We start from the raw sequence: 24,679 nt of genomic DNA, 5'->3' as shown, positions 1-24,679 counted from the left end.
TGATGGTTCAGGCCCAGTGGGCGGGCACCCACACGCGGCCGACCCAGTGGCCGGGAACCCACACGGCGGGGCGCGGGGCGATGTACACGGCGCGCGGCAGCGGCTGGCCCACGTAGACGACCTTGGGTGCAGCCGGCGCGACGTAGACGGTCTTCGGTGCGGGAGGCGCGACATAAACCGTCTGCGGTGCAGGTGCGGGCGCGACGACCACCGTCTTGGGGGCGGGCGGCGGCGGGGCGACATACACCGTGGTGCTGGGCGGCGGCGTGACGACGACCGGCGCGGGCACAGGAGCCGGGGCGCCCACGACGGCGACCGTCGTCGTGCCCGTGGTCGTGACCGTGCCGGTGGTCACCGTGCCCCCGTGGACGACGGTCGTGCCGCTGCCCGTGGTCACCACGCCGGTGCCGACGCCGGTGGCACTGCCCGAGTGGTAGACGCTGCCGCCCTGCGAGCCGGTGACGGTGCCCGAGCGATTGCACGTGTTGCCCGCGCAGTTCGTGGACGCCGAGTGCCCGTAGGTGTTGCCGTTGCCCGTCGTGACCGTGCCCGTCGACGAGTACTGGCCCGGCGCTGTGCGCGTCACGCTGCCCGAGGTGCTCGCGCTGCGGCCATCCGAGCCGTTGAGCGAGCCGGTGTGCGAGCAGGTGCCGCCCGCGCAGCTCGTATCGCCCGAATGCTGGACCGAGCGGCCGTTCGGGCCGTAGGCCGTGCCGCTGTTGCTGAACTGGCCCGGTGCGGTGCGCGTGACGGAGCCGCTGTTGGTGGCGACGCCGCCCCAGGGACCGGCTACGCCGCCCGCATGCGAGCAGGTGCCGCCGCTGCAGGAACCGTAGTGCGCGCCGTTGTACGTGCCGTGCGGCGTGTACGCCGTACCGTGGCCGGACCAGCCGGCGAAGGCGGGGGCGCTGGCGAAGCCGATGAGCGCGGCGACGACGAGGGGGAGCGTTTTCATCAGAGGTCCTTGCGGTTCGTTTCGGGGGGCACGCTGCGGCGTGTCAGCGGAACGAACTATAGGGCTGGGCCCGGCGCAAGTCGCGTCATAAACCATGTCACGGTGTTACACGTCGCGCGGCCTCTGGCGCGACCGCCCCGCGCGTGCGGCGCGGCAGGCGTATTGGCGTGTTTCGCGCACCGCGCGCGTGACATACCCCGACATACTTTGCGCGTGGTTTTTCCCGCTGCGCGCCACTACAGTGCCCTTCATCCGACGCGCCGCCGCGACTCCTGCGTGCCACACGCGTCTTTCTTCACCGCGCAAGACGCGCCTATTGCACACGATCCATCATGCTCACCACAGGAAAACTCGCGTTTTATGTCACGCTGTTCGTCGTTGCCGTCTCGCTGATCGAGGCATGCGTGCTCACCTTCAGGAAACGCCGCGAAGCAGCGGGCGATGCCGCGTTCGATTGGTCTGAAGTTTGGCTCTCGCTCGCCGACCTCGCGGGCCGCAAGCTTCTCGCGTTCCTGCCGCTTTCGCTCGCCGCGCCGATCCTGGATTTCGCGTGGGAGCATCGCCTCTTCACGCTGAATATCGACACGGTTGCGCTCGTGCTGCTGGTCTTCATCGGCCAGGAGTTCTGCTATTACTGGTATCACCGCGCGTCGCACCGCATCCGCTTTTTCTGGGCCACGCATGCCGTGCACCATTCGCCGAACCAGTTGACGCTTTCGTCGGCGTACCGGCTCGGGTGGACCGGCAAGCTCACCGGCCCGGCCATGTTCTTCGCGCCGCTCGTGTGGCTCGGCGTGCGGCCCGAAGTCGTGCTCGCCATCCTCTCGCTCAACCTGCTCTATCAGTTCTGGCTGCACAACACGTGGATCCCGAAGCTCGGCTGGCTCGAGTACGTGTTCAACACGCCGTCCAACCACCGCGTGCACCATGCCTCGAACGTCGACTATCTCGATGCGAACTATGGCGGAGTCCTGATCATTTTCGACCGCCTGTTCGGCACCTATGTGCCGGAGCGCGCCGAAGAGCCTTGCCGCTACGGGCTCGTGACGCCCGTGCGCTCGCGCAATCCGTTCGTCGTCGAACTGGAACACTGGGCGACGCTCGCACGCGACGTCGTGATGGCAAAGGACATCTGGACCGCCGTGCGCTATGTTTTCCTGCCGCCGGGCTGGCGCGCAGACGGCGGCGGTGACACCACGGAGAACCTGCGCAAGCAGCACGCGCTAGCCACGGTACGCACGGATGCCCGGCGCGGACGCCCGAGCGCGGGTTGATGGAAGGCCGCGCCTCGCGTAACGTGACGCCAGCGGCGCCCGCACCGATCGCGCGGGCCGCATCGAATTCAGGTTAGTGAAGCAACGAGAGGAACAAGCGCATGGAAAACGGATTGAACGGCAAGGTCGTCGCAGTGACGGGTGGCTTCGGCAGCCTGGGTTTGGCGACGGCGCAATTGCTGGCCGAGCGCGGCGCCCGCGTGGCGCTGATCGGCCGCGGCGCGGCCCCCGATGCGGCGGCGCTGCCCGCCGCGCTCGCGGGCGCGCTGTGCATGGGCGGCGTCGATCTCGTCGACGCGAACGCGGCCCAGACCGCGTTCGGCACGTTGCACGGGAAGCTGGGCGGGCTCGACGCGCTCGTCAACGTGGCGGGCGCGTTCCGGTGGGAGACCATCGGCGACGGCGACGCGCGCACGTGGGATCTGATGTTCGATCTGAACGTGAAGACGGCGCTCAACGCCTCGAAGGCCGCGCTGCCTCAGCTCGTACAGAGCGGCACGGGGCGTGTGGTCAACATCGGCGCGGGCGCGGGAGCCAAGGCGGGGCTCGGCATGGGCGCGTATTCGGCGTCGAAGGCGGGCGTGGCACGCTTGACGGAAGCGCTTGCGGAAGAACTGAAGGACAAGGGTGTGACGGTGAACGCGATTTTGCCGAGCATCATCGACACGCCGCCAAACCGTGCCGACATGCCGGACGCCGATTTCACGCGCTGGGTGCAGCCGCGCGAGATCGCGACGGTCATTGCGTTTTTGCTGGGTGCGGACGCGCAGGCCATTACGGGGGCGCTGATTCCCGTGAACGGGCGCGTGTAAGCGGGGCGCCGCGCTTGCGCGCACGGCGCGGGGGCCGCTTCAACAGAGCGGTCCCACCGTGATCGCGCGGTGGGACCGCAGTGGTCCGTCAATGGCCGTGGCCGCCGCCGGCTCCCATGCCACCGCCGCCGCCTTGCCACGTGCCGCCACCGCCTCCATGCCAGCCGCCACCGCAGTGCCCACCGCCTCCGTGCCAGCCGCCACCGTGCCAGCCGCCGCCATGGCCGCCGTGCCAGCCATGGTGATAGCAGCATCCGCCGCCACCGCCCCAGATGGCGACGCCGCCATAGCCGCCGCCGAAATAACCGGGGTAGTAGTCGTAACCGTAGGCGTACGGATAGCCTGAGTAGTAGGGGTAGCCGTAGTCATAGCCGTCGTACCCGGGGTAGCCGGGATAGGGCGCGATCGCGCAGCCCGCGAGCACCGCGGCCGCGCCCAGCGCCGAAATTAGCCGCCACACGATAATCTCCGCATATACGTTTGAAACCGTTTGGCGCAGCCAGGTTCAGACGCAATTGTGTCCGCAGATTACCGCAGGGCCGCCGCGGCCGCCGATGCCGGCAAGACGACAGCTTCTAGGCGCGTCGGAAGGCTGTGCGGTCGAACAGCCAGACCGCCACGAGCGTCGCGCCCATCAGCGGAAACACGATGCCGAGCAGCACGAGAGCAGTCTTCCAGGCGCGCAGCGGCGGCGCGGCGCGCTCGCGTGGCGGCGCGGCCAGCGTCGATGCGCCCTTCGCGCGCGCGGGACGGCGCATCCACCACATCACGAAGCCGGTCACTGCGAGCGCGCCGAGGCCCAGCGAGATCGCCGCGCAGATCAGCTGGTTCGCGAGGCCGAAGTAGCGGCCCATGTGCAGCGACGTGCCATAGGAAATGGCTTGCGAGACTGCGCCGTAATCGTCATAGCGAATGTCCCGGAGCACGGCGCCGCTGTACTGGTCGATATACACCGTGCGCTCCGCTTTCGGATCGGGCGGAAAGTACGAGACCGTGTAGACGCCATCGGGCGTGGCGGGCAGCACGATGTCGTAGCCGTCGCGCACGCCGAGATCGCGCATCTGGGCGACGACCTGAGCGAGCGTCCAGTGTTGCGGTGCGCCGGACGCGTCGGGCGAGTGCGGCACCGGAACCGCGCCGACGGCCCAGGGCACGAGCGGCAGCGGCATGTCGTCCATCACCATGCCCGGCATCGACGCCATCTCGTGGCCCGCGTGCTCTCCGCCGTGTTCCTGTCCGCCGGCGTGGCTTGCGGGCGGATTCGCCGCTGCGCCGCTAGCTGCTGCGGTCGCGGCAGCTAGCGGCGCACCCGGCAAGGCCGACTTCACCCCGAGGCCGCCGCCCCACGCGCCGCGCGGCGCGCCGAGGCTCGCGCGGGTGGCGAGCGCCTTGAACTGCTTGCCCCACGAGCCCGTCCACGGCAGGCCGCTCAGCACAAACGCGAGCGCGCCCACGGCGAGCCAGATGCCGACGCTCGCGTGCACGCTCTTCCAGAACGGTCGTCCGCGCGCTCCGCAGCGAGGCAGCAGCGCGGCGCGCCACGACGCGCCCGCGCCCGGCCACCAGAGCGCGATGCCCGTGGCGATCATGACGAGCGTCCAGCAGGCGGCCAGCTCCATGAGCAGTTCGCCGGGCTTGCCGAGCAGGAGCTTGCGATGCAGCATGCGATCGACCTGCATGAAGCGGCGATCGACGTCGAGCGTGCCGAGCACCGCACCATCGTAAGGATTCACGTAGACGCTCTCTTTGGTCCCGCCGGGCAGCGCGAACACGAATTCGGCGCTGCGCGCGGGATTCGACTCGACGTGCGCGCGCAGCGCCCGCGCCTCTGGCGGCAGCGCGGCGCGTGCGCGGGCCAGCAGGGCATCCACTGGCAGGCGCGGTGTCGCCGCCGGCGCGACTACCAGCCGATGCGGGTAAAGCAGGGGTTCGATCTGCGGCTGGAAGCAGTAGATCGTGCCCGTAATGGCGAGCACGAGCAGCAAGGGCATGACGAAGAGGCCAGCGTAAAAATGCCAGCGCCACAGCGTGCGGTAGCCGGGCTGCACCGCGCGGGCAGGCGGTGCGCTGACCGGGGCGGATATCGTGGACATCGGGGACTCCTTGTCGAGCCGGCACGGCTCGAGTACATGGATGATTCAGACGAAAACGCGGACGGAAATGCGAACGGAAGCGAAGGCCGCGAGCGAGCCGCTCAAATGCCGAGCTTCGCTTCGACGTAGTACGTGCGGCCGGGATACGGGTGATAGACGAAGTAGCGCGCGTCGAACAGGTTGTCGATGCCCACGCCGATCTCGCTCTTCTTCGTCGGCCGGAAGGTGTACTTCACGTCGGCGACCGTGTAGGTGCTCGTGCCGCCGAATACGTTCGGGTTCGTGTCGGTGTTCGTGAGCGTGTTGTACTGGCGCCCCGAGTAGCGCGCGGCGAGCGTGAGCGCGGAGCGCGCGTCGAACCGGTAGGTCGCGACGAGATTCGCGCGCCACAGCGGAATGCGGTAGAAGTACTTGCCGACGCTCGCCGGATTCTGCGCGTTCTCCAGAATCTTCGACTGCGTATACGCCACGCTCGCCGCGAGATCGAGCCCGCGCACGATGACGTCTTCTCCCTGATAGCTCGTTTCCACGCCGCGCGAGCGCACCCGGCCGATGTTCTGGAAGTTCGTGACGTTCGGAATGACCGTCGTATCGGTCTGGCTGAAGATCGTGTTTTTTACGTCGTCCTGAAAGAGCGTCAGGCGGAACAGGCCGTTCCAGTGCGCCCATTCGGCGCTCACTTCCTTCGAGAGATCGTCCTCGGGGCGCAGGTTCGGATTGTTGTTGACGATGGACGAGCCGTTCACCTGCCCCTGGAACAACTCGCTCACGGTCGGGAAGCGGTAGGCGCGCGCAATCGATGCGCGCAGCGTGAGGTCGTCGGTCACATCGAACGAGAGCGAAGCCTTCGGCGAGAAGTGATGGTCGCCCACGTTCGCATACGGCACGTTCACGCCGCCGAGCGCCTGATAGCCGTCGAAGGCGCGCCAGTTTTCGTAGCGCACGCCGTACACGAGCTTCCAGCGCGGCAGGAAGCGCCAGGCGTCCTGTGCGTAGAGCGCCTGGGTTTCGGTCTTGCCGGCGAAGGCGTTGGCGAAACTGTTCGCGCCGCCGTCGCGCCACGCGAGCGTGTTGTACGTGCGGTTGTCGATAGCGTAGTCGTCGTAGTGATAGCCGAAGGTGAGCCAGTGGGCGGCGAGCCCGGCGTCGGGCGTGGCGGGTGTCCACGTCGCCTTGAGGTCGAGCGTCTTCCAGCCGGTGCCGTCGCCGAGCGTCATGACGCCGGGGCCGTTGCCGGGTCCGCCCGCATTCGCCGTGCGTGCCACGCTGTTGCTTACGTCGTAGTACGAGGCAATGGCCTCCGCGTTCCAGCCGGTGGCCTGATGCGTGCGCAGTGTCGCGCCATACAGCCAGTTTTCGCTCCAGCCGCGGCTCGGTGCGAACGCGGCCGCGGGAATGGTGTACTCGTAGCCATTGATCGACACCTTGCCGCTGTACACGGGGTTGCCGTTCGCGTCGTACAGGAAGGTCGAGGTGGCGTTGTTGTAGGTCTGGTGCCAGTAGCCGAGCGTCACGCCGCCTTGCACGGTGGGCGTGAAGTCGTACTGCATGCGCAGCTTGAACTGGTCCTGCACCGTGTGCTGCATGCCTTCGCCGTTCACGCCGAGCACGACCGTGGGCGTGTTGGTCTGATTGTTGTAGAAGTACGCGCCACGCACGGGCACGTCGCCCGGTTGCGCTGGCTTCGTCGACTGCGCAAGCGTGGCGAACTGCAGCGGCTGGCTCGTGTTCTCCAGGTGGTTCACGCCAAGCAGATACGAGAACTTGCCGATGCGGTCGCCGATCGAAGCGCTCATCTCGCTGCCGTTGAAGTTCTGGTTTACGCCGAAGAGGCTGAAATGCTGGGTGAACGCCTTCACGTCCGCGTTCGCTTCGAACGCCTTCGGCATGCGCGTGGTGATGAGCACGGTGGCGCCGAGCGAGTTGCCGGGATAGAGCGCGGAATACGGCCCATAGATCACATCCACCTGCTGGATCTGGTCGGGGAACACCATCGACCAGCGCGGCGGAAAACTGTAGCTGTTGCCGAGCAGGTTCGAGAGCAGCAGGCCGTCTGCGTAGACGAGGCCGCGCGCGCTTTGCGTATTGCTCGTGCCGCGCACGGCGATGATCGAGTTCAGATCGCCCACGTAGCGCTTGCGCACGGCGAGATTGGGCAGGTACTTGAGTACGTCCTCGGTGTTGACGACGTTCCAGTTCGAGAACTGCGCGGGCGTGACGGTTTCCACCGTCGCCGGCAGGTTGGGGTCGACGGCGGGCGCCACGGCGCTGGCAGAGGTGGCGCTGACCTTGACGGTGGGCAGCGTCGCGGACGAGGCGGCATCGGCGGGTTGCGCCTCGGCAGCCTGGGCTGCATGAAAGACGAGGGGGGCAGCGAGAGGCAGCGGCAAGACGCGCGGCAGCATGGCGAGCGCGAGGCGCCCGGCGTGCCGCAGCGCGCGCGGCGTTGCGCGTTCGCGCGAGCGAACGCCAGCGCCACGCGTGGTGAGCGTGGACATGAGGTGCTTTCCTGAAAACGGGAATCGAGCAGCCGCGCGCGGCGTGCGTGCTCGTTGCGCACGCAATCAGATTGCGATCGGCCGGCCGGTGAAGGCGTAACTCAGGAAAGGACGGGTGGGGCGCGCGGCCTGCCCGAAGGGTAGGCGCCTAAGGGGAGGTCGTGGGTGACGGGCGGCGCGATCGTCTCGCGCGCGAGCACGAGGGCGGCAAGCGGTGTGGGCGCGGCGACCGAAGCCATCGCCACATGATGCTCGAGCAGATGGCAGTACCCGCAGGCGCCGAATGCATCGTCGTGCGAAAGATGCGGCGCGGTACCGGCCTGCGCCGGCTGCATGGCCGAGCAGAGCGTGGCGTCCGGCTCGTGCGCATGCTGCGCGGCGACGAGCTGGCTCACGAGCGGCGCTAGCACGATGAGCCACATGGCGACGAGGCCAAGCCATGCGGTCAGCAGTGAATGCTTGCGAGAATTCATGAGAATGAGAATGATTGCGCGGCGGAGTCTAACACGGCCTTTCGCGTTTGCCCACGCGGGGCCGTAGCCCTGATAGCGGCAATCAGCGCGGTGCGATGTCGCGGCCGCGGCCGCTGTTGCGTTGCATCGAAACGCCCGCTGCTGGGGATTTCCTTACATCTTCGCGCGAACTCGATGCCCGCTGCATGGTCCTATACCCCCAAGGATGAGCGGTCATGGCCGCCGCAGGCGGCCGGGTGCCCACGCGCCGGATTGCGGGTTTGCCCCGGCGACGGCCATGCGCGCTATCCTGTAGCGCTTTGCGCGCGGCCCGGACGTCCACGATCGGGCCGGCGCGGGCACCCGAAGCCCCATTTGCACAGGAAAACCACGCAATGCGCCGACGTCAATTTCTTCTCAGCTCCAGTGCCGCTCTCGCCGCCAGCGGCCTCGCGCTTGCCGGCTGCACGACCACGCCGCTCGGCACGCAGAACAACGCTTCGCAAAACACGGCGAAGCGCAATTCGATCGACGCGGGCGTCGACGCCACGCTCTCGCGCCTCTTCAGCACGGTGAGCGGCTCGCAGGAGCTGGTCTCGAAGGCGAGCGGCGTGCTCGTTTTTCCGCAGGTGCTTTCGGCAGGCTTCTGGATCGGCGGTCAGTACGGCACCGGCGCGCTGCGCGTGGATGGCCGCACGACGGGCTACTACAGCACCATTGCGGGCTCGTTCGGCCTGCAGATCGGCGCGCAGTCCAAGGCCATCATCTTCGCGTTCATGAACCCGGTCGCGCTCAACGATTTCACGAGCAGCCAGGGCTGGTCGGCAGGCGCGGACGCCACGGTTGCGCTCGTTACGGTGGGCGCGAACGGCAACGTCGATACCTCGACCGCGACGAGCCCCGTGGAAGCGTTCGTGCTGACCAACGCGGGCCTCATGGCCGGGGTGTCGCTGGAAGGCGTGAAGGTGTCGCGGCTCGTCATTTGACGGTGCCGCGCGCAGTTACGAGTTGGCATGGAAGGAGACACACGCATAATGGCGACGCCCACCTACCGCCGCAAACACAAGATTCACTTCTCGGAGTGCGATCCCGCCGGGATCGTGTTCTATCCGCAGTATTTCGTCCTCTTCAACGATCTCGTCGAGTCGTGGATCGACGAGTTGTTGCCGCAGGAGGGCTATCACGGCGTGATAGGCGCTCGCCGCGTGGGCATGCCGACCGTGCGGCTCGAAGTGGATTTCAAGGCGGTCAGCAAGATGGGCGACGAGGTCTGGCTCTCGCTCGACGTCGAGCGCCTGGGCGGGGCGTCGCTCACGCTCGCGTGGGCCTGCACGGGCGTGGACGGCGTGCTGCGGATGGCGGCACGCCAGACCATCGTGACCACCTCGCTCGACACCCACAAGTCGATTGGGATTCCTGATGACATCCGCGACGCGATCGCGCGGGCGATGACGGCCGCCGCGCGCGACTGATCGCGACGGGTCATCGAGCCATGGTCAGGCGGCCGCGCCCAGCGCCGCCTGCAACGTGACGAACGTCTTTTCGTCGGTGCGCTCGAAATGCAGCGGCGTGACCGAAACGCGGCCGGAGTTCACCACGGCCGTTTCGCTGTCGGGCCCGTTTTCGCGCGGGCCGCGGTTGAAGCGCAGCCAGTGGTAGTCCATGCCGCGCGGGTCGATCTGCGGCACGACGTCGATGCCCTGCACGAGCCCGACGCCCTGGCGCGTGACCGTGAGCGGGCCCGCGGCGCTCGCATCGATATCGGGGAAATTCACGTTCAGGCAGACCGGTGCGTCATGCGCCACGGCGGCGAGGCGGCGGATCACGTCCGGCGCGAGCGCGCGGGCGGTGTCCCAGCGCACCCGCTCGCGGTCGCGGAAGGTCTGGCTCAGGGCGATGGACGGCAGGCCGAGCAACAGGCCCGTCATCGCTGCGCCCACCGTGCCCGAGAACATCGTCTCCACGCCGAGGTTGCCGCCGCGGTTGATGCCCGAGAGCACGAGCGAAGGGCGCACGTCGCCCATGAGCTGGCGCACCGCCATCACCACGCAGTCGCCCGGCGTGCCGAGCACGCCGAAGCGCCGCGCGCCGCGCCGGCTCACGCGCAGCGGCGTATGCAGGCTGATCGAGTGCGAGGTCCCGCTCTGGTCGTGTTCGGGCGCGACGACCCAGACTTCGTGCGCGAGTTCGGCGGCCACGGCTTCGAGCACGGCGAGGCCGGGCGCGTCGATGCCGTCGTCGTTGGTGAGGAGCACGCAGGGCAGTTTCGTATCGGTTGCGGTCATGGCTGGCTCTTCTTCGTTGCAGGTCGGGGAAAGGGCCATTATTCCAGAGTGCGTTGCGGGCGGCAGGCGTGCGGGACCTTTTTAAACGGATTCGTAGCCTATCCGATATAGACTAGCGCGTCGGCGCCGTGAGGCGCGCCCTGCCGTGAGGAGAAGTACGTGAAGCCGCAAGCCATGCCGGACCTTGCCCGCATCCTGTTCGTTGTTGCCATACTCTGCGCGCTGACGATCGGCAGCCTCTACGTCATGCGCCCGTTCCTGCCGGGGCTGATCTGGGCGACGACCATCGTCGTCGCGACCTGGCCCGCCATGAAAGCCATCGAGCGGCGCTGCGGCAACCGCCGCTGGCTCGCCACGCTCATCATGCTGCTGATCCTTCTGGTCGTGATCGTGCTGCCGCTCTATGAAGCCATCTCGACGCTCGCGGTGCACGGCGGCGAGATCATGGAGCTGATCCGCAAGCTGCCCGACTATGCGTTGACCGCGCCGCCGCAGTGGGTCAGCGACATTCCCGTGGTTGGCTCGCGCATTGCCGCCAAGTGGCAGGAGTTTTCGGACGCCGGCCCAGGCGGCCTGCTCGCGCAGCTCGAACCGTATGTTTCGATCGCGGCGCACTGGCTGATCGGCCACGCCGCTTCGGTGGGCGTGTTCGTCATGCACATGTTCATCACCGTCATCATCACGGGCATTCTGTACAGCAACGGCGAGCAGGCCGCCGACTACGTCACGCGCTTCGCCATGCGCGTGGCGCCCGCTTACGGCGAGCAGGCCGTCAAGCTCGCGGGCGCTTCGGTGCGCGCAGTGGCGCTCGGCATCGTCGTGACGGCGGTCCTGCAGTCGGCGCTCGGCGGCATCGGCCTGTGGGTGGCCGGCGTGCCGGGCGCGGGCGTGCTCACGGCCGTGATGCTGATGCTGTGTCTCGCGCAGATCGGCCCGACGCTGCCGCTGCTCGGCGGCGTGATCTGGCTGTTCGTGCACGACGCGCACATTGCGGGCAGCCTGCTCGCGGTGTGGTCGGTGATGGTGGCCATGCTCGACAACCTCGTGCGGCCGGTGCTGATCCGGCGCGGCGTCAATCTGCCGATGCTGCTGATTCTCTCCGGCGTGCTCGGCGGCCTGTTCGCCTTCGGCATCGTCGGGCTCTTCATCGGGCCGGTGATCCTCGCCGTTTCGTCCACCTTGCTGAGCGCCTGGATACGCGACCCGGCGGCGCAGGTCCGCGGGGCGTCCAGTTCGGCTGCCCAGCAGGACGTTTGACGCCGCGCACGTAACGCCATCGATTAGCAAACGTCTCCTCTTGCCGACGCGCAGTTCGATTCGACGTTACGATGACGTCTGAACTTCGCTTCGGCATTCGTTAGAGCATTCATGCGGCACTCGCGTGGGCATGCCTCGTGCCATTCCTGGTCGTGGGCAGCGCAGCCGCGCGCGCCGCGCATCGCTTCCAAGGAGACGAAATGGCTCAGTTCAACTGCGATATCTGCGGCGTGCGCCCCGCTACGGTGCGGGTCGCCGTGTTGCAGGACGGCAGGCGGCGTTTTCTCGATGTCTGCGACTATCACTACGCGCAACTCACGCGACATCAACGCACCTTGAGCCCGCTGGAGGCGCTGTTTCGTGCCTCGCAACAGGCGGACGGCGCTGACGACGCCGGCGGCCCGGCGGCCGAACCCGCGCCACAGGCCATGGAAGCGGGCGACGGCGCCATCGTCGAGCGCTATTTCAGCGACGTGGCGCGTGAATTGCTCCAGCGCGCGGCGGAGCGGGCGGTGCAGTTCGGGCGGCGCGAGGTCGACACCGAGCATCTGCTTTACGAACTCGCGGGCAATGATGCGGGCGCGGCGATCCTCAAGCGTCTCGGCATTCAGCCCGACGATGTGCGCGCGTTCATCGACGCCAACGCGCAGAAGCGCGAAGGCGCGCCCGCGCCCGAGGACGGCCGCATCGGCGTCTCGCCGCGCCTGAAGGGCGCGCTCGACCGCGCCTTTCTCGTCTCGCGCGAACTGGGTCACAGCTACGTCGCGCCCGAGCATCTGCTCTTCGGGCTCACGCAGGTGCCGGAAAGTTTTGCGGGCCATCTGCTGGGCCGCTACGGCGTGACGCCCCAGAAGGTGCTGCAGCGGCTCGTGGAGGCCCAGGGCGACAAACGCGAGCGTCCTGCCGCGAAGGGGCCGAGCGCGACGCCGCAACTCGACCAGTACAGCCGCGATCTCACCTCGCTCGCGAGCGAGGGCAAGCTCGACCCCGTGATCGGCCGCTCGAGCGAGATCGAGACCGTGGTGGAAGTGCTGGCGCGCCGGCGCAAGAACAATCCGGTGCTGATCGGCGAACCGGGGGTGGGCAAGACCGCGATCGCCGAAGGCCTCGCGCAACGCATGCTCAACGGCGACGTGCCCGAATCGCTGCGCGGGCGGCGGCTCGTCGAGCTGAACGTCAACGGGCTGATCGCGGGCGCGAAGTATCGCGGCGAATTCGAAGAGCGCGTGAAGGGCGTGATGGAGGAAATCTCGGCGCAGCGCGAAAGCCTCGTGCTGTTCATCGACGAAGTGCACATGATCGTCGGCGCGGGCCAGGGCGGCGGCGAGGGCGGGCTCGACATCGCCAATGTCTTCAAGCCCGCGATGGCGCGCGGCGAGCTGAACCTGATCGGCGCCACGACGCTCTCCGAGTACCAGAAGTACATCGAGAAAGACGCGGCGCTCGAGCGGCGCTTTCAGCCCGTGTTCGTCTCCGAACCGAGCGTCGATCAGACGATCAACATCCTGCGCGGCTTGCGCGACAAGCTCGAAGTGCATCACCACGTGACCATTCGCGACGACGCGCTCGTGTCGGCGGCCGAGCTGTCGGACCGCTACGTGATGGGGCGCTTCCTGCCCGACAAGGCCATCGACCTGGTCGACCAGGCGGCGGCGCGCGTGCATCTTTCGGCCACCTCGCGGCCAGCGGCAATCCTCGAACTCGAAGCGGAGCTGGCGCAGCTGCGTCGCGAGCAGGACTACGCGGCGACGCGCAAGAACTTCGAGCGCGCCCATACGCTGGACGAGCCGATCGCCGACAAGGAAAAGGCACTCGCGCAGGCCACCAACGATTGGAAAGGGCAGCTCGGCACCGTGACCTCCGACGTGACGAGCGAAGACGTCGCGGAGATCGTCTCGAAGCTCACGGGCGTGCCGGTCACGCAACTGACCGCCGAGGAGCGCACGCGGCTGCTCGAAATGGAACAGCGGCTGCATGAGCGCGTGATCGGCCAGGAGCAGGCCATCGTCGCGGTCAGCGACGCGGTGCGCCGTTCGCGCGCCGGGCTGCGGCGCGGCCGGCGGCCCACGGCGGTCTTCCTGTTCCTCGGACCGACCGGCGTCGGCAAGACGGAGCTTGCGAAGGCACTGGCCGAAGTGGTGTTCGGCGACGAAGACGCCATCGTGCGCATCGACATGAGCGAGTACATGGAGCGCCACGCCGTGTCGCGGCTGATCGGCTCGCCGCCGGGTTACGTCGGCTATGACGAAGGCGGCCAGTTGACCGAGAAAGTGCGCCGTCGCCCCTATTGCGTGATCCTGCTCGACGAAATCGAGAAAGCGCACGCCGACGTCTACAACGTGCTGCTGCAGGTGTTCGACGACGGCCGGCTCACCGACGGTAAGGGGCGCGTGGTCGACTTCAGCAATACGGTCGTGATCGCGACGAGCAATCTCGGCTCCGACGTGGTCTCGGGGCAAAAGCGCTCGGGGCCGGGTTTCCTCTCGAGCGCCGAAGGGTCGATGCAGGGCGCCGTGATGGGCGAGCTGCGGCAGCATTTCCGGCCCGAGTTCCTGAATCGCATCGACGAGATCATCATGTTCCAGCCGCTCACCAGCGACGAGCTGCGCGCGATCGTGCGGCTGCAGCTCGAACAGGTCCGGCGCATGGCGCGCAGCCAGGACATCGAGCTGACGTTCGACGACAGCGTGATCGATTACCTCGCGGCGGAGGGGTATCGGCCGGAATTCGGCGCGCGCGAGTTGAAGCGCAAGATGCAGCAGGCGGTGGAGAACGAACTCGCGAAGGAAATGCTCAAGGGCGGCGTGAAAGAGGGCGCCAAAGTCGTATGCCGTTACGACGCGGCGGGCAAACGCATGGCGTTCGCGTTGCAGGGGGCGGCCGAAAGCTGACGCGGGCGGCCGGGCGTGGTTGCCCGTGCTCGCGCGCCTAGCGCACCAGCTTCGGGCGCGAGACGGGTTTGACTCCCGGACGTTCGACGGCCCGCCGGATCCTGGCGAGCAGGTCGCCCTCGTGGAATCGCCGGTCCTCGGCGAAGCGCTCGGCGACCGTGAGATAGGCGCCGTGCAGGCGGCTCATGATGTCCTCGCCTTCGGACTGCCGCAGGCCGAGGCGCCGGGCGAAGGCATGGAGCTCCGCCGGCAGCGGGAAGGTCTTGCTCCGGTTGAGGTTGAGCGCCATGCGCCCGTCGAGATCCGGATAGATGTCCGTGCAGACCACGTCGAACACCGGAGCGAGCCGGCGCGGACCGGTCGGGTCGATATAGAGGATTCCCAGGTTCTTCATGTGCGCATCGCCGTCGCGCAACAGGCACGAGAGGGCGATGCGCTCGAACAGGCGGCGTTTCTGCGCCGGGTCCGAGCGCGTATAGATGTCCACCGCCTTGGCGATCATCTCGTAGCTGCCCTCGTATTTCGCCTTGCCGGTGAGCACGCTCATGTCCTCGAAGCCGATGGGCATGCCGTCCGGCTCGCGATCGAAGCGCGACATGACGAACAGCTTGCCGTCTTCGGAAAGCCAGAAGTCGGGGACTTCGAGTGCCGCCTCTTTCGCCACCGACATGCAGAAGTATTCGTTGCGCGCGAGCCCGGGGAAATCGTCGCCTTCGGCCTTCACGATCACCGTGCGCAGGGGCAGTGCCGTGTGCTCGGCGGGACGCGCGGCGGCTTCGTGGGCGAGCGGAACGACCGCCTTCGGCTGTACGCCGGAGATGCCCGAGCCGAGCGCGTAGCGGTCGATCAGGCGCTCGAACAAACGGCCCGACGGCGAGGAAAGCAATTCGTCCAGACGTTCGCCGTCGCTCTGCGGCACCCGTTCTCCCGGCACGGAATAGGTGAGCCGCCCGATCTGATTGGTGCCGGCGAGAAAGAGCAGAAACATGTCGCTGGGCGCGCCGTAACGCGCGAGCCGCTCCTCGATGACGAAGCGCAGGTAGCCCTCTGGCCGGTTCATCGCGAAGATGCCCATCAGGTCGCCGCTCGCATAACTCTGGCGCCGCACCGGCATGGTGAGCGAGACGGCTGCCGTGTCCGGCGCGTCGCCGTAATTGAAGACGAAGCGGCTTTCGCGCGCGAGCAGACCGCTCGGTCCCTGCGGCGTATGGACTTCCAGGTTGCGGATTTCGCGCAGGAGCCTTTCGAGGTCGAATGCGGCGCTGGCAGTCATTCGTCGTCCCTGAATATGTCGTTCAGGTCCTCGAGGATGACGGTATCCATGGGGCGCAGCACGACTTCATAGCCGAGCGCGTTCACGAGACGGCAGAGTTCGCGTACGCCGACGTTGCCTGCGTGTTCGGCGTTCGTGACGGTGCGGCGGGCGACGCCCGCCTGCTCGGCCAGGGCCTGCTGGGTCAGCTTGCGCTCGCGGCGCGTCGCGCGCAGGCCTTCTGCCAGGCGCTCGACGTTGGAGATCGAGAGGTTCGCGGAGTTTTTGCGCATCATGGTGCGCATTATAGGTCGTTATTGGGCAATTTGCGCATAATTCTGCGCATCAAGACGACCGGGGCTTCGCGATGGTAAATGCGCGCAATTTTGCGCAAAGCGGCGGCTGAAACGCCGATATGCGCATGATTTTGCGCAAATCAGCGTTTCCAGGGCCGCGATACGTGATCGTTAAGAATTCAACGGTTTACGTAGTAGTTCTTTCCCCGCGCACCGCTTCACATCGACCGCAACGCCGAGCGCTTGAGCTTGCCGGTCTCGGTGCGTGGCAGTGCGTCGATAAAGGCGATCAGGCGTGGATATTTGTACGCCGCCACCGCGTTCTTCACGAAGTTCTGCAACTCGGCGACCAGGGCGTCGCCGGCGCTGAAGCCCGGGCGCAAGACGACGAACGCCTTCACCACCTGGCCGCGCACTTCGTCGGGCACGCCCGTTACGCCGCACTCGGCCACGGCGGGGTGCTGCATGAGCACTGTCTCGACTTCGGGCCCCGCGATGTTGTAGCCCGACGAAACGATCATGTCGTCGGAGCGGGCCTGATAGAACACGTAGCCGTCGGCGTCGATCGATACGGCGTCACCGGGCAGGTTCCAGCCGCCGCGCACGAACACGGCCTGGCGCTCGTCGGAGAGATAGCGGCAGCCGGTCGGGCCACGCACGGCGAGATTGCCCGTCACGCCGGGCGGCACCGGCTGCAGGTCATTGTCCAGCGCCTGCACGACGTAGCCGGGCACCGCGCGGCCGATCGAGCCGGGGCGCACGTCAGCGCCCGCGGACGACACGAAGATATGGATCAGCTCGGTGCCGCCAATGCCGTCGATCATCTCGATGCCCGTCGCCTCGCGCCATAGTTCGCGGGTGGCCTGCGGCAGCGCCTCCCCGGCGGAGACCGTCTTGCGCAGGCTGGTCAGGTCGTACTGCGTGACGAGCGCCGCCATCTGCCGGTAGAACGTGGGCGCGGTAAAGACGATGGTCGCGTGAAAGCGCTGGATCGTGTCGAGCAGCAGCGCCGGCGTGAGTTTTTCGATCAGCACCGTCGACGCGCCGACGCGCAGCGGGAAACACAGCAGCCCGCCCAGCCCGAACGTGAACGCGAGCGGCGGCGTGCCGCAGAACACGTCCTCGGCCGTGGGCTTCAGGATGTGACGCGGGAACAGATCGCACATGGCGATCACGTCGCGGTGAAAGTGCATGCAGCCCTTGGGCATGCCCGTCGTGCCGCTCGTGAAGGCGATCAGGCAGACGTCGTCGCTGGCCGTGTCGCAGGCCGTGAAGTCGACGGGCTTGTCTGCCGCGAGCGCTTCCAGCGTGCCTGGCGCCGTGTCGTGAAAGTAGCAGACCTGCTTGATGCCTTCGCAAAAGAATTCGTCGGCGGGGTCCATGCAGCGCGCGAGTTCTTCAGTGAGCCGCACGTCGCACAGCGCCGCGCAAACCTGCGCCTTGTCCGCAATCTGCTTGAGCTCCTTCGCGCGCAGGAGCGGCATGGTGGGAATCACCACGAGGCCCGCCTTGAGCGACGCGAGAAACGCCACCGCCATTTGCAGCGTATTCGGCCCGCGCAACAGGACGCGGTTGCCCGGCTGCAGCCCCATGTCTTCCACCAGCGCGCGGGCGGTGCGATTGACGAGCGCGAGCAGTTCGGCATACGTGGTGGCTTGCGGCTTGCCGTCGATGTCCGACCAGATCGCCGGGCGCTCGCCGTGCCCGGCCTCGATCGCGCGGTCCAGCAACTCGACCGCGCAATTCATGCGCGCGGGGTAGGCGACGTCGGGATTGTCGAGCAGCATGTCGGGCCACTGCGACTCGGGCGGCAGATGATCGCGCGCGAACGTATCGACATGGGCGGTGGGTTGCATGGCGTCTCCGGCTGTCTGTATGAGCTGATCGTGCTGTTGCGTGGGCGGCGGGTTATCGGCGCGTGAGACGCGCGTCATCGGGAATCACGGCGGTCGCTTCGATTTCCACCTTTGCGTCGTCTTCCATGAGCGCCACCACCTGCACCGCGCTCATGGCGATGTCGTAGTCGCCGATCAGCTCGCGAAACGCGGCGCCAATTTCCTTCAGCGATGCCAGGTACTCCTTCTTGTCGGTGACGTACCAGGTCATGCGCACGAGGTGCTCGGGCCTGCCGCCCGCGGTGTCGAGAACGGCGACGATATTGCGCAGCGCCTGCACGGCCTGCGCGCCGAATTCGCGGCTCGTGAAGCGCGCGTTCTCGTCCCAGCCGATCTGGCCGGCGATATAGACCTGCGTGCCGGCAGCGGCGACGCCGTTGGCATAACCGCGCGGCTTGACCCAGCCTGCGGGAAGAAGGGCTTGTTTCATGTTTCGTCCGGTTCCGTAGAGAAGCGTCGCGCAGTACGCGCTTACGCGGCGTTGTATGCCTTGAGCAAATCACGTCCGACGATGAGCTGCTGCACCTCGGTCGCGCCTTCGTAAATGCGCAGCGAGCGAATCTCGCGATAGAGCGACTCGACGACGTTGCCGCTTTGCACGCCCATGCCGCCCCAGAGTTGCACGGCCGCATCGATCACCTGCTGCGCGCCTTCGCTTGCCTGCCACTTCGCCATGGCGGCTTCGCGCGTCACGCTTTCGCCCTGGTCGCGCAGCCACGCGGCGCGATAGACGAGCAGTGCGCTGCTGTCGATGGTGAGCGCCATCTGTGCGAGCTTGGCCTGGGTCAGCTGAAAATCGCCGAGCGTCTGGCCGAACATCTTGCGCGAAGCGGCGCGCGCGAGTCCTTCGGCCATCGCGCGACGCGCGAAGCCGAGCGAAGCCGCGGCAACCGAGGTGCGGAAAATATCGAGCGTGCGCATGGCGATCTTGAAACCTTCGCCCGGCGCGCCGAGCATCTGGCTGCGCTTCACGCGCGCGCCGGTGAAGCGCAGGCGCGCGAGCGGATGCGGTGCGATCACGTCGATGCGTTCGGCGATTTCGAGCCCGGGGGTGCCGGCATCGACCACGAACGCGCTGATGCCGCGCGAGCCCGGCGCCTCGCCGGTGCGGGCGAACACCACGTAGAAGTCGGCGATGCCGCCGTTCGAGATCCACGTTTTTTCGCCGTCGAGCACGTAGTCGTCGCCCTCGGCCCGTGCGGCGAGCGCCATCGCGGCGACGTCGGAGCCCGCTTCGGGTTCGGAGAGCGCAAACGCGGCGATGGCTTCGCCGCGCGCGACGCGCGGCAGATAGCGCGACTTTTGTGCGTCGTCGCCGGCCAGCGAGATGGCGCCGGAGCCGAGGCCCTGCATGGCGAGCGCGAAGTCGGCGAGACCCGAGTGCTTCGCGAGCGTTTCGCGCAACAGGCAGACGGCGCGTGTGTCGATCGTGTCGCCATGGCCGCCGTAAGCGGTGCCGCCCACGCCGTAGCGCAGCCAGCCGGCTTCGCCGAGCTTGCGCACGAGCGCGCGGCAGGTCGCATCGACGTCGTCGTGCGGCACGTGCGCGAGATGCTCGCGCGCCCACGCTTCGATTGCCGCGCCGAGCGCGCGATGGCGATCTTCGAAGAACGGCCACGCGAGCGCGTCGTGGAGATTGGTTTCAACGGCAGCGCTCAATTCAGTCTCCTTCGAAAACCGGACGCGTTTTGGCCGCGAACGCCTCATAGGCGCGGCCGAAATCGCGCGTGGCCATGCAGATCGCCTGCGCCTGCGCTTCGGACTCGATGGCCTCGTCGATGCTCATGGTCCATTCCTGATGCAGCATCGTCTTGGTGATGCCGTGCGCAAAGGTCGGGCCGGACGCGAGATCGGCGGCGAGTTTCTGTGCCTCGGCGAGCAGCATTTCGGGCTCGCAGATGCGGTTGTAGAAGCCCCATGCGTGGCCTTCTTCTCCGCTCGCGGAGCGGCCCGTGTAAAGCAGTTCGGCCGCGCGGCCCTGACCGATGATGCGTGGCAGGATCGCGCACGCGCCCATGTCGCAGCCCGCGAGCCCCACGCGTGTGAAGAGGAACGCGAGCTTGCTGCGCGCGGTGGCGTAGCGCATGTCGGAGGCCATGGCGAGAATCGCGCCCGCGCCGGCGCAGACGCCGTCCACGGCGGCGATGATCGGCTGCGGGCAGTGGCGCATGGCTTTTACGAGGTCGCCCGTCATGCGCGTGAACATCAGCAGTTCGGGCATCGGCAGATCGATGAGCGGCGCGATGATATCGTGCACGTCGCCGCCCGAGCAGAAGTTTTCGCCCGCGCCATGCAGCACGATGGCCTTCACGTCCGTCGCATAGGCGAGCTGACGAAACAGATCGCGCAGTTCTGCATACGATTCGAACGTGAGCGGATTCTTGCGTTCGGGGCGGTTCAGCGTGATGGTCGCCACGCGGCCTTGCACCGACCAGCCGAAGTGTTGCGCCTCATAACCGGCGAGCGTGACGCGGTTGCCCGCGAAGAGCGCTTCGGCGCTGGAACGTGTCGTCAAGATAGGTCTCCCGGATCTTTGCAATTGCAGTGTGTTCAGCTTTCGAGGCCGCTGCGCAGATGTTGTTTGAGCTTGCCGAGCCGCTCGTGCATCTTCGACTTCTCGTCGAGCGAGAGGCCGCCGAACAGCTCCACCACCCATTGCTCGTGCGCGGCCGCCATGCGGTCGAAGAGGGCGCGGCCCTCGGGCGTGAGGCGCACCACGAAGGCGCGCCGGTCGTCGGGGGCGACGTCGCGCACGACGAGGCCTTCCTTTTCGAGCTGATCGGTAATGCCCGTGACGTTGCCGCCCGTCACCATCAGGCGGCGCGAGAGTTCCGTCATGCGCAGACCTTCCGGGTGGCGCTCGAGCTGCGCCATCAGGTCGAAGCGCGGCAGCGTCGTATCGAACTCGACGCGCAGGCGGCGGCGCAGCTCGGCCTGCACGAGGTTCGTCGTGGTGAGCAGGCGCAGCCACAGGCGCAGTCCCATGTGGCTGTCGGCGCCCGTGCTCATTTCCATGTCGACGACATTCTCCGCCGGCTTTTCGACGCCCTTGCGCGGCGCTTTCGTTGCGGCCTTCGCGGTGGCGTTCTTGCGCGTGGATGCGGGCGATGTCATGTGATTTCTCCACCGGAAACGGATATGGACTGGCCCGTGATCGCGGACGATCCAGGCGCGCACAGCCACAGCACGGCGTTGGCGACTTCTTCCGGCATGACGAAACGCTGCTGCGGGTTGTGGCGCACGAGGATGCTGCGCGCTTCGGCTTCGCTGCGCGAAGTCTTGCGCGTGATCTGTTCGAGCGACGCCTGCAGCAGTTCTGTTTCCGTGTAGCCGGGGCACACGGCGTTCACGGTCACGCCCTGCGTGGCCACTTCGAGCGCGAGCGCGCGCGTCATGCCGATCACGCCATGTTTCGAGGCGCAATAGGCGGCGACATACGGGTAGCCGACCTGACCTGCCGTGCTCGCCACATTGACGATGCGTCCGGCCTTGCGCGCGAGCATGCCGGGCAGCACCGCGCGCGTGCACAGGAACGCGCCGGTGAGATTCACGTCGAGCATGCGTTTCCACAGCGCGAGGTCGGTTTGCGCGAACGGCGCGGCCTGAGCCTGGCCCGCGTTGTTGACGAGGATATCGACGGCGCCGAGCGTTTCCGCCGCACGCGCGAACGCCGCGTTCACGGCTTCTTCGTCGGTGATATCGACGCTCACGCAAGCCACGTTCTCGCCGCCGCCGAGCGCGGCACGTTGGGCGTCGAGCCGCGCGGCGTCACGGCCCATCAGCGTGACACGCGCGCCCGCATGCAGGAGCGCGGCGGCCGTCGCCGCGCCGATGCCGCTGCCGCCGCCGGTCACGACGGCATGACGATCGTTCAGGATTGCCTGGTTCATGATCACACGGTTCCTTCTGCGCGTTGCGCACGCTCGATCGGCGACAGGCCGGCCGCGGCTGCCGCTGCGGCGCGTTCGCGCTCGATGTTGCGTTCGAGTTGGGTCTTGGCCGCCATGTACTGGTTCGGCCACTTGATGTCGAGGTAGCCGATGCGCGCGGCTTCGGTGAGCGTCCACGAGGGGTTGGCCAGGTGCGGCCGCGCCACGGCGCACAGGTCGGCGCGCCCGGCCGCGATGATGCCGTTCACGTGATCCGCCTCGGAAATCGCCCCGACGGCGATCGTCGCGATGCCCGCTTCGTTGCGGATGCGGTCGGCGAAGGGCGTCTGGAACATGCGGCCGAAGACGGGCTTTTCTTCCTTGCTTACCTGGCCCGACGAAACGTCGATCATGTCCGCGCCTGCCGCCTTGAACGCGCGCGCGATTTCGATGGCGTCGTCGGGCGTGTTGCCGCCTTCGACCCAGTCGTGTGCCGAGACGCGCACCGAGATCGGCTTGTCTTCCGGCCAGACCGCGCGCATCGCCTTGAAAACTTCGAGCGGATAACGCAGACGGTTTTCGAGCGAGCCGCCGTACTCGTCGGTGCGCTGGTTCGTGAGCGGCGAAAGGAAGCTGGAAAGCAGATAGCCGTGCGCGCAGTGCAATTCGAGCCAGTCGAAGCCCGCTTCGTCTGCCATTTGCGTGGCTCGCACGAATTGCGCCTCGATGTCGCGCAGTTCCTCGGTGCTCGCTTCGTGCGACCACTGGCTCACGCCGCGCAGATATTGCTGCGGCGACGCGGAGACGAGCGGCCAGTTGCCCTCGTCGAGCGGCTGGTCGATGCCTTCCCATGCCACGCGCGTCGAGCCCTTGGCGCCGGAATGGCCGAGCTGCATGCCGATTTTCGCGTCCGAGTTCGCATGCACGAAATCGACGATGCGCTTCCACGCCTGCAGATGCTCGGGCGCATACATGCCGGGGCAGGCGGGCGTGATGCGGGCCTCGGGCGAGACGCAGGTCATCTCGGTCATTACGAGGGCGGCGCCGCCCATGGCGCGCGCGCCCAGATGCATGAGGTGATAGTCGCCGGCTACGCCGTCATGGGCGGAGTATTGCGCCATCGGCGAGACGATCACGCGGTTTTTCAACGTCACGCCGCGCACGGTATAGGGCGTGAACATCGGCGGCACGGCGCGCGCCTCGCCACCCGCGCGCTGCGCGAGCCACGTTTCGAAGCCGGACAGATAATGCGCGTCGCGCTCGCGCAGATTTTCGTGCGAGATGCGCTGCGAGCGCGTGAGCAGCGAATAGGCGAACTGCTCCGGATCGAACGTCGCGTAGCGGTCCACGTGCTCGAACCACTCCGTGGAATTGCGCGCGGCGTTCTGAATGCGCAGGACGTCCACGCTACGCACGTTGGTGTAGTGCGTGAGCGCCGCGCGCAGATCGCCGGGGTGCGCTTCCATGCTGTTGGCGAGTTCGATCGCGTCTTCGAGCGCGAGCTTCGTGCCCGAGCCGATCGAGAAGTGCGCGGTGTGCGCCGCATCGCCCATCAGCACGACAGGCGTTTGCTTGCCGTCGGCCGCGGTTTTCCAGTGCACCCATTCGCGATTGACCACGCGCGGAAAGCGGATCCATTGCGACGAGCCGCGCAGATGCGACGCATTCGAGCGCAACGCGTGGCCGTCGAGATAGCGCGCGAACAGCTTCTCGCAGAATGCGATGCTGTCTTCCTTGCTCATGGTGTCGAGGCCGGCTGCGCGCCACACGTGATCGGGCGTTTCGACGATGAACGTCGAGGTGTTGTCGTCGAACCGGTAGGCGTGCGCCTGGAACCAGCCCCATTCGGTTTCCTCGAACGCGAACGTGAACGCGTCGAAGAGTTTCGACGTGCCGAGCCACACAAAGCGGCAATTGCGCAAATCGATATCGGGCTGATAGGTGGCGGCGTACTTCTGGCGCGTGGCGCTGTTCAGGCCGTCGCTCGCGATGATGAGATCCGCCTGGGTGACGTCGTCGTCGGTGATCTGCGATTCGAACACGAGCTTCACGCCGAGCGCTTCGCAGCGCGCCTGCAGGATGTTGAGCAGGCGCTTGCGGCCTATACCGCAGAAGCCATGGCCCGACGAGCGGATCGCGCTGCCGCGAAAGTGAATCTCGATGTCGTCCCAATGATTGAAGGCGTCGAGAATCTCGTCCGCGCTTTCGGGGTCGGCCGCGCGCAGGTTGCCCAGCGTCTGGTCCGAGAACACCACGCCCCAGCCGAACGTGTCGTACGGGCGGTTCCGTTCGATTACGGTGATTTCGTAGTCGGGGTGACGGCGCTTCATCAAAAGGCCGAAATAGAGGCCCGCGGGCCCGCCACCCATGCAAACAATGCGCATGCTCGCTCCTCCGTTCAGTCTGCAAGCTCAATGTAGGTCCAATTACTTTAGGTGTCAAGTAATTCGCGTGCGAGGGCGGGATGACCCTGGGCGCGGCGGCGAAACTTCGGACGATTTGCGGAACCCTCGGCGCGGCCCGGCGTCAACTCGCCATGACGCGAGTAAAGGGAACATGCAGGCTTTCGCGCGCCTTTCCAGGCGCGACGGCCGAAATGCCGCGACGGTGCAGACGTGAAGCCACAGGATGTGGCACCAGAAACGGGCGGCTGCTGATTCGATGTGCATGGCGCGCACCGTCCGGGCGTGCGCGCGCGACTGCGTGCAAGCGTGACGCGGGCGAAATGCTTACCATGGGTTACGCAGGCCCATTTCGCGTCGAGCTGGCATTAAAGTCGCATGGTGAGGCCGCACTTTCGCACAGCCTTTTACGGGACCCTTTCATGCGTTGTGCGTGCAGCGACGAATC

21 protein-coding genes are annotated in these 24,679 nt (G+C 67.0%); 6 read left to right on the top strand and 15 right to left on the bottom strand.

The genetic code is table 11. The features are described 5' to 3' along the window. Positions 1 to 7 precede the first annotated feature (7 nt). On the bottom strand, positions 8 to 955 hold the full coding sequence (locus AB4Y42_RS00325; protein WP_368693041.1) for a hypothetical protein: 948 nt from the start codon (positions 953 to 955) through the stop codon (positions 8 to 10). A 332-nt stretch (positions 956 to 1,287) separates the two neighbouring features. Between AB4Y42_RS00325 and AB4Y42_RS00320 the strand changes: the two genes are divergently transcribed. Together AB4Y42_RS00320 and AB4Y42_RS00315 are read left to right on the top strand one after the other, a co-directional pair. Beyond that, on the top strand, positions 1,288 to 2,229 hold the full coding sequence (locus AB4Y42_RS00320) for a sterol desaturase family protein (protein ID WP_368686972.1): 942 nt from the start codon (positions 1,288 to 1,290) through the stop codon (positions 2,227 to 2,229). Between the two features lie 101 nt (positions 2,230 to 2,330). Continuing rightward, positions 2,331 to 3,041: an SDR family NAD(P)-dependent oxidoreductase gene (locus AB4Y42_RS00315; protein WP_368686971.1), complete on the top strand. Its 711-nt coding sequence runs from the start codon at positions 2,331 to 2,333 to the stop codon at positions 3,039 to 3,041. 88 nt (positions 3,042 to 3,129) lie between these two features. Here AB4Y42_RS00315 and AB4Y42_RS00310 read toward each other — a convergent pair whose 3' ends face one another. The 4 genes from AB4Y42_RS00310 to AB4Y42_RS00295 form a co-directional block, all read right to left on the bottom strand. Then, complete coding sequence (locus AB4Y42_RS00310; protein ID WP_368693040.1) at positions 3,130 to 3,501, bottom strand: hypothetical protein; 372 nt, start codon at positions 3,499 to 3,501, stop codon at positions 3,130 to 3,132. 115 nt (positions 3,502 to 3,616) lie between these two features. Then, a complete protein-coding gene (locus AB4Y42_RS00305; RefSeq protein WP_368693039.1) occupies positions 3,617 to 5,134 on the bottom strand; it encodes a PepSY-associated TM helix domain-containing protein in 1,518 nt (505 codons plus the stop codon). A 101-nt stretch (positions 5,135 to 5,235) separates the two neighbouring features. After that, positions 5,236 to 7,632 (bottom strand): TonB-dependent receptor, encoded by a 2,397-nt coding sequence (locus tag AB4Y42_RS00300; protein WP_368693038.1) that lies wholly within the window; start codon positions 7,630 to 7,632, stop codon positions 5,236 to 5,238. Positions 7,633 to 7,733: 101 nt separating this feature from the next. Beyond that, complete coding sequence (locus tag AB4Y42_RS00295; protein WP_368693037.1) at positions 7,734 to 8,105, bottom strand: DUF2946 domain-containing protein; 372 nt, start codon at positions 8,103 to 8,105, stop codon at positions 7,734 to 7,736. A 374-nt stretch (positions 8,106 to 8,479) separates the two neighbouring features. On the opposite strand from AB4Y42_RS00295, the gene AB4Y42_RS00290 reads away from it, so the two are divergent. Together AB4Y42_RS00290 and AB4Y42_RS00285 are read left to right on the top strand one after the other, a co-directional pair. Further along, positions 8,480 to 9,070, top strand: a complete 591-nt coding sequence (locus AB4Y42_RS00290; protein ID WP_368686966.1) for a YSC84-related protein — start codon at positions 8,480 to 8,482, stop codon at positions 9,068 to 9,070. A gap of 48 nt (positions 9,071 to 9,118) precedes the next feature. Next, positions 9,119 to 9,556 (top strand): acyl-CoA thioesterase, encoded by a 438-nt coding sequence (locus AB4Y42_RS00285; RefSeq protein ID WP_368686965.1) that lies wholly within the window; start codon positions 9,119 to 9,121, stop codon positions 9,554 to 9,556. Positions 9,557 to 9,580: 24 nt separating this feature from the next. Here AB4Y42_RS00285 and surE read toward each other — a convergent pair whose 3' ends face one another. Beyond that, the gene (gene surE / locus AB4Y42_RS00280) at positions 9,581 to 10,369 is read right to left on the bottom strand and encodes a 5'/3'-nucleotidase SurE (protein ID WP_133186902.1); all 789 of its coding nucleotides are present in this window, start codon (positions 10,367 to 10,369) and stop codon (positions 9,581 to 9,583) included. 174 nt (positions 10,370 to 10,543) lie between these two features. Here surE and ydiK point away from each other — a divergent pair, with 174 nt between their 5' ends. Both ydiK and AB4Y42_RS00270 read left to right on the top strand, forming a co-directional pair. Beyond that, positions 10,544 to 11,626: an AI-2E family transporter YdiK gene (ydiK, locus tag AB4Y42_RS00275; RefSeq protein ID WP_342920906.1), complete on the top strand. Its 1,083-nt coding sequence runs from the start codon at positions 10,544 to 10,546 to the stop codon at positions 11,624 to 11,626. A gap of 200 nt (positions 11,627 to 11,826) precedes the next feature. Next, positions 11,827 to 14,517 carry an ATP-dependent Clp protease ATP-binding subunit gene (locus AB4Y42_RS00270; protein ID WP_368686963.1) on the top strand — a complete coding sequence of 897 codons (2,691 nt, stop codon included), beginning with the start codon at positions 11,827 to 11,829 and terminating at the stop codon, positions 14,515 to 14,517. Positions 14,518 to 14,554: 37 nt separating this feature from the next. Here the strand turns inward: AB4Y42_RS00270 and AB4Y42_RS00265 are convergent, their stop codons facing one another. From AB4Y42_RS00265 to AB4Y42_RS00225, 9 genes are all read right to left on the bottom strand, one after another. Further along, entirely contained in the window at positions 14,555 to 15,790 is a 1,236-nt protein-coding gene (locus AB4Y42_RS00265; protein WP_368686962.1) for a type II toxin-antitoxin system HipA family toxin, read from the bottom strand. Further along, complete coding sequence (locus tag AB4Y42_RS00260; protein WP_368686961.1) at positions 15,787 to 16,065, bottom strand: helix-turn-helix domain-containing protein; 279 nt, start codon at positions 16,063 to 16,065, stop codon at positions 15,787 to 15,789. Before AB4Y42_RS00260 ends, AB4Y42_RS00265 begins: the two co-directional genes overlap by 4 nt. Before the next feature lie 218 nt (positions 16,066 to 16,283). After that, positions 16,284 to 17,921: an AMP-binding protein gene (locus tag AB4Y42_RS00255; RefSeq protein ID WP_368693036.1), complete on the bottom strand. Its 1,638-nt coding sequence runs from the start codon at positions 17,919 to 17,921 to the stop codon at positions 16,284 to 16,286. A gap of 52 nt (positions 17,922 to 17,973) precedes the next feature. Continuing rightward, positions 17,974 to 18,390: a RidA family protein gene (locus AB4Y42_RS00250; protein ID WP_368686959.1), complete on the bottom strand. Its 417-nt coding sequence runs from the start codon at positions 18,388 to 18,390 to the stop codon at positions 17,974 to 17,976. Positions 18,391 to 18,431: 41 nt separating this feature from the next. Then, the gene (locus AB4Y42_RS00245) at positions 18,432 to 19,619 is read right to left on the bottom strand and encodes an acyl-CoA dehydrogenase family protein (protein WP_368686958.1); all 1,188 of its coding nucleotides are present in this window, start codon (positions 19,617 to 19,619) and stop codon (positions 18,432 to 18,434) included. Between the two features lies 1 nt (position 19,620). Beyond that, positions 19,621 to 20,475 carry an enoyl-CoA hydratase family protein gene (locus AB4Y42_RS00240; protein WP_368686957.1) on the bottom strand — a complete coding sequence of 285 codons (855 nt, stop codon included), beginning with the start codon at positions 20,473 to 20,475 and terminating at the stop codon, positions 19,621 to 19,623. Positions 20,476 to 20,510: 35 nt separating this feature from the next. After that, entirely contained in the window at positions 20,511 to 21,074 is a 564-nt protein-coding gene (locus tag AB4Y42_RS00235) for a MarR family winged helix-turn-helix transcriptional regulator (protein ID WP_368686956.1), read from the bottom strand. Beyond that, positions 21,071 to 21,850 (bottom strand): SDR family NAD(P)-dependent oxidoreductase, encoded by a 780-nt coding sequence (locus AB4Y42_RS00230; RefSeq protein ID WP_368693035.1) that lies wholly within the window; start codon positions 21,848 to 21,850, stop codon positions 21,071 to 21,073. Before AB4Y42_RS00230 ends, AB4Y42_RS00235 begins: the two co-directional genes overlap by 4 nt. 2 nt (positions 21,851 to 21,852) lie before the next feature. Then, positions 21,853 to 24,213 (bottom strand): bifunctional salicylyl-CoA 5-hydroxylase/oxidoreductase, encoded by a 2,361-nt coding sequence (locus AB4Y42_RS00225; protein WP_368693034.1) that lies wholly within the window; start codon positions 24,211 to 24,213, stop codon positions 21,853 to 21,855. Positions 24,214 to 24,679: the final 466 nt, after the last annotated feature.

Origin of the sequence: Paraburkholderia sp. EG286B (assembly GCF_040965655.1) — a bacterium.
Taxonomy (GTDB): Bacteria; Pseudomonadota; Gammaproteobacteria; order Burkholderiales; family Burkholderiaceae; genus Paraburkholderia.
Note: the sequence above shows the minus strand (reverse complement) of the source record. Positions and strands in the feature narration are given on the sequence as shown.

Bases quoted from the DNA above. Each gene is read 5' to 3' on its own strand.
- AB4Y42_RS00325 (WP_368693041.1), bottom strand. From the start codon at position 955: ATGAAAACGCTCCCCCTCGTCGTCGCCGCGCTCATCGGCTTCGCCAGC.
- AB4Y42_RS00320 (WP_368686972.1), top strand. From the start codon at position 1,288: ATGCTCACCACAGGAAAACTCGCGTTTTATGTCACGCTGTTCGTCGTT.
- AB4Y42_RS00315 (WP_368686971.1), top strand. From the start codon at position 2,331: ATGGAAAACGGATTGAACGGCAAGGTCGTCGCAGTGACGGGTGGCTTC.
- AB4Y42_RS00305 (WP_368693039.1), bottom strand. From the start codon at position 5,134: ATGTCCACGATATCCGCCCCGGTCAGCGCACCGCCTGCCCGCGCGGTG.
- AB4Y42_RS00300 (WP_368693038.1), bottom strand. From the start codon at position 7,632: ATGTCCACGCTCACCACGCGTGGCGCTGGCGTTCGCTCGCGCGAACGC.
- AB4Y42_RS00295 (WP_368693037.1), bottom strand. From the start codon at position 8,105: ATGAATTCTCGCAAGCATTCACTGCTGACCGCATGGCTTGGCCTCGTC.
- AB4Y42_RS00290 (WP_368686966.1), top strand. From the start codon at position 8,480: ATGCGCCGACGTCAATTTCTTCTCAGCTCCAGTGCCGCTCTCGCCGCC.
- AB4Y42_RS00285 (WP_368686965.1), top strand. From the start codon at position 9,119: ATGGCGACGCCCACCTACCGCCGCAAACACAAGATTCACTTCTCGGAG.
- surE (WP_133186902.1), bottom strand. From the start codon at position 10,369: ATGACCGCAACCGATACGAAACTGCCCTGCGTGCTCCTCACCAACGAC.
- ydiK (WP_342920906.1), top strand. From the start codon at position 10,544: ATGCCGGACCTTGCCCGCATCCTGTTCGTTGTTGCCATACTCTGCGCG.
- AB4Y42_RS00270 (WP_368686963.1), top strand. From the start codon at position 11,827: ATGGCTCAGTTCAACTGCGATATCTGCGGCGTGCGCCCCGCTACGGTG.
- AB4Y42_RS00265 (WP_368686962.1), bottom strand. From the start codon at position 15,790: ATGACTGCCAGCGCCGCATTCGACCTCGAAAGGCTCCTGCGCGAAATC.
- AB4Y42_RS00260 (WP_368686961.1), bottom strand. From the start codon at position 16,065: ATGATGCGCAAAAACTCCGCGAACCTCTCGATCTCCAACGTCGAGCGC.
- AB4Y42_RS00255 (WP_368693036.1), bottom strand. From the start codon at position 17,921: ATGCAACCCACCGCCCATGTCGATACGTTCGCGCGCGATCATCTGCCG.
- AB4Y42_RS00250 (WP_368686959.1), bottom strand. From the start codon at position 18,390: ATGAAACAAGCCCTTCTTCCCGCAGGCTGGGTCAAGCCGCGCGGTTAT.
- AB4Y42_RS00235 (WP_368686956.1), bottom strand. From the start codon at position 21,074: ATGACATCGCCCGCATCCACGCGCAAGAACGCCACCGCGAAGGCCGCA.
- AB4Y42_RS00230 (WP_368693035.1), bottom strand. From the start codon at position 21,850: ATGAACCAGGCAATCCTGAACGATCGTCATGCCGTCGTGACCGGCGGC.
- AB4Y42_RS00225 (WP_368693034.1), bottom strand. From the start codon at position 24,213: ATGCGCATTGTTTGCATGGGTGGCGGGCCCGCGGGCCTCTATTTCGGC.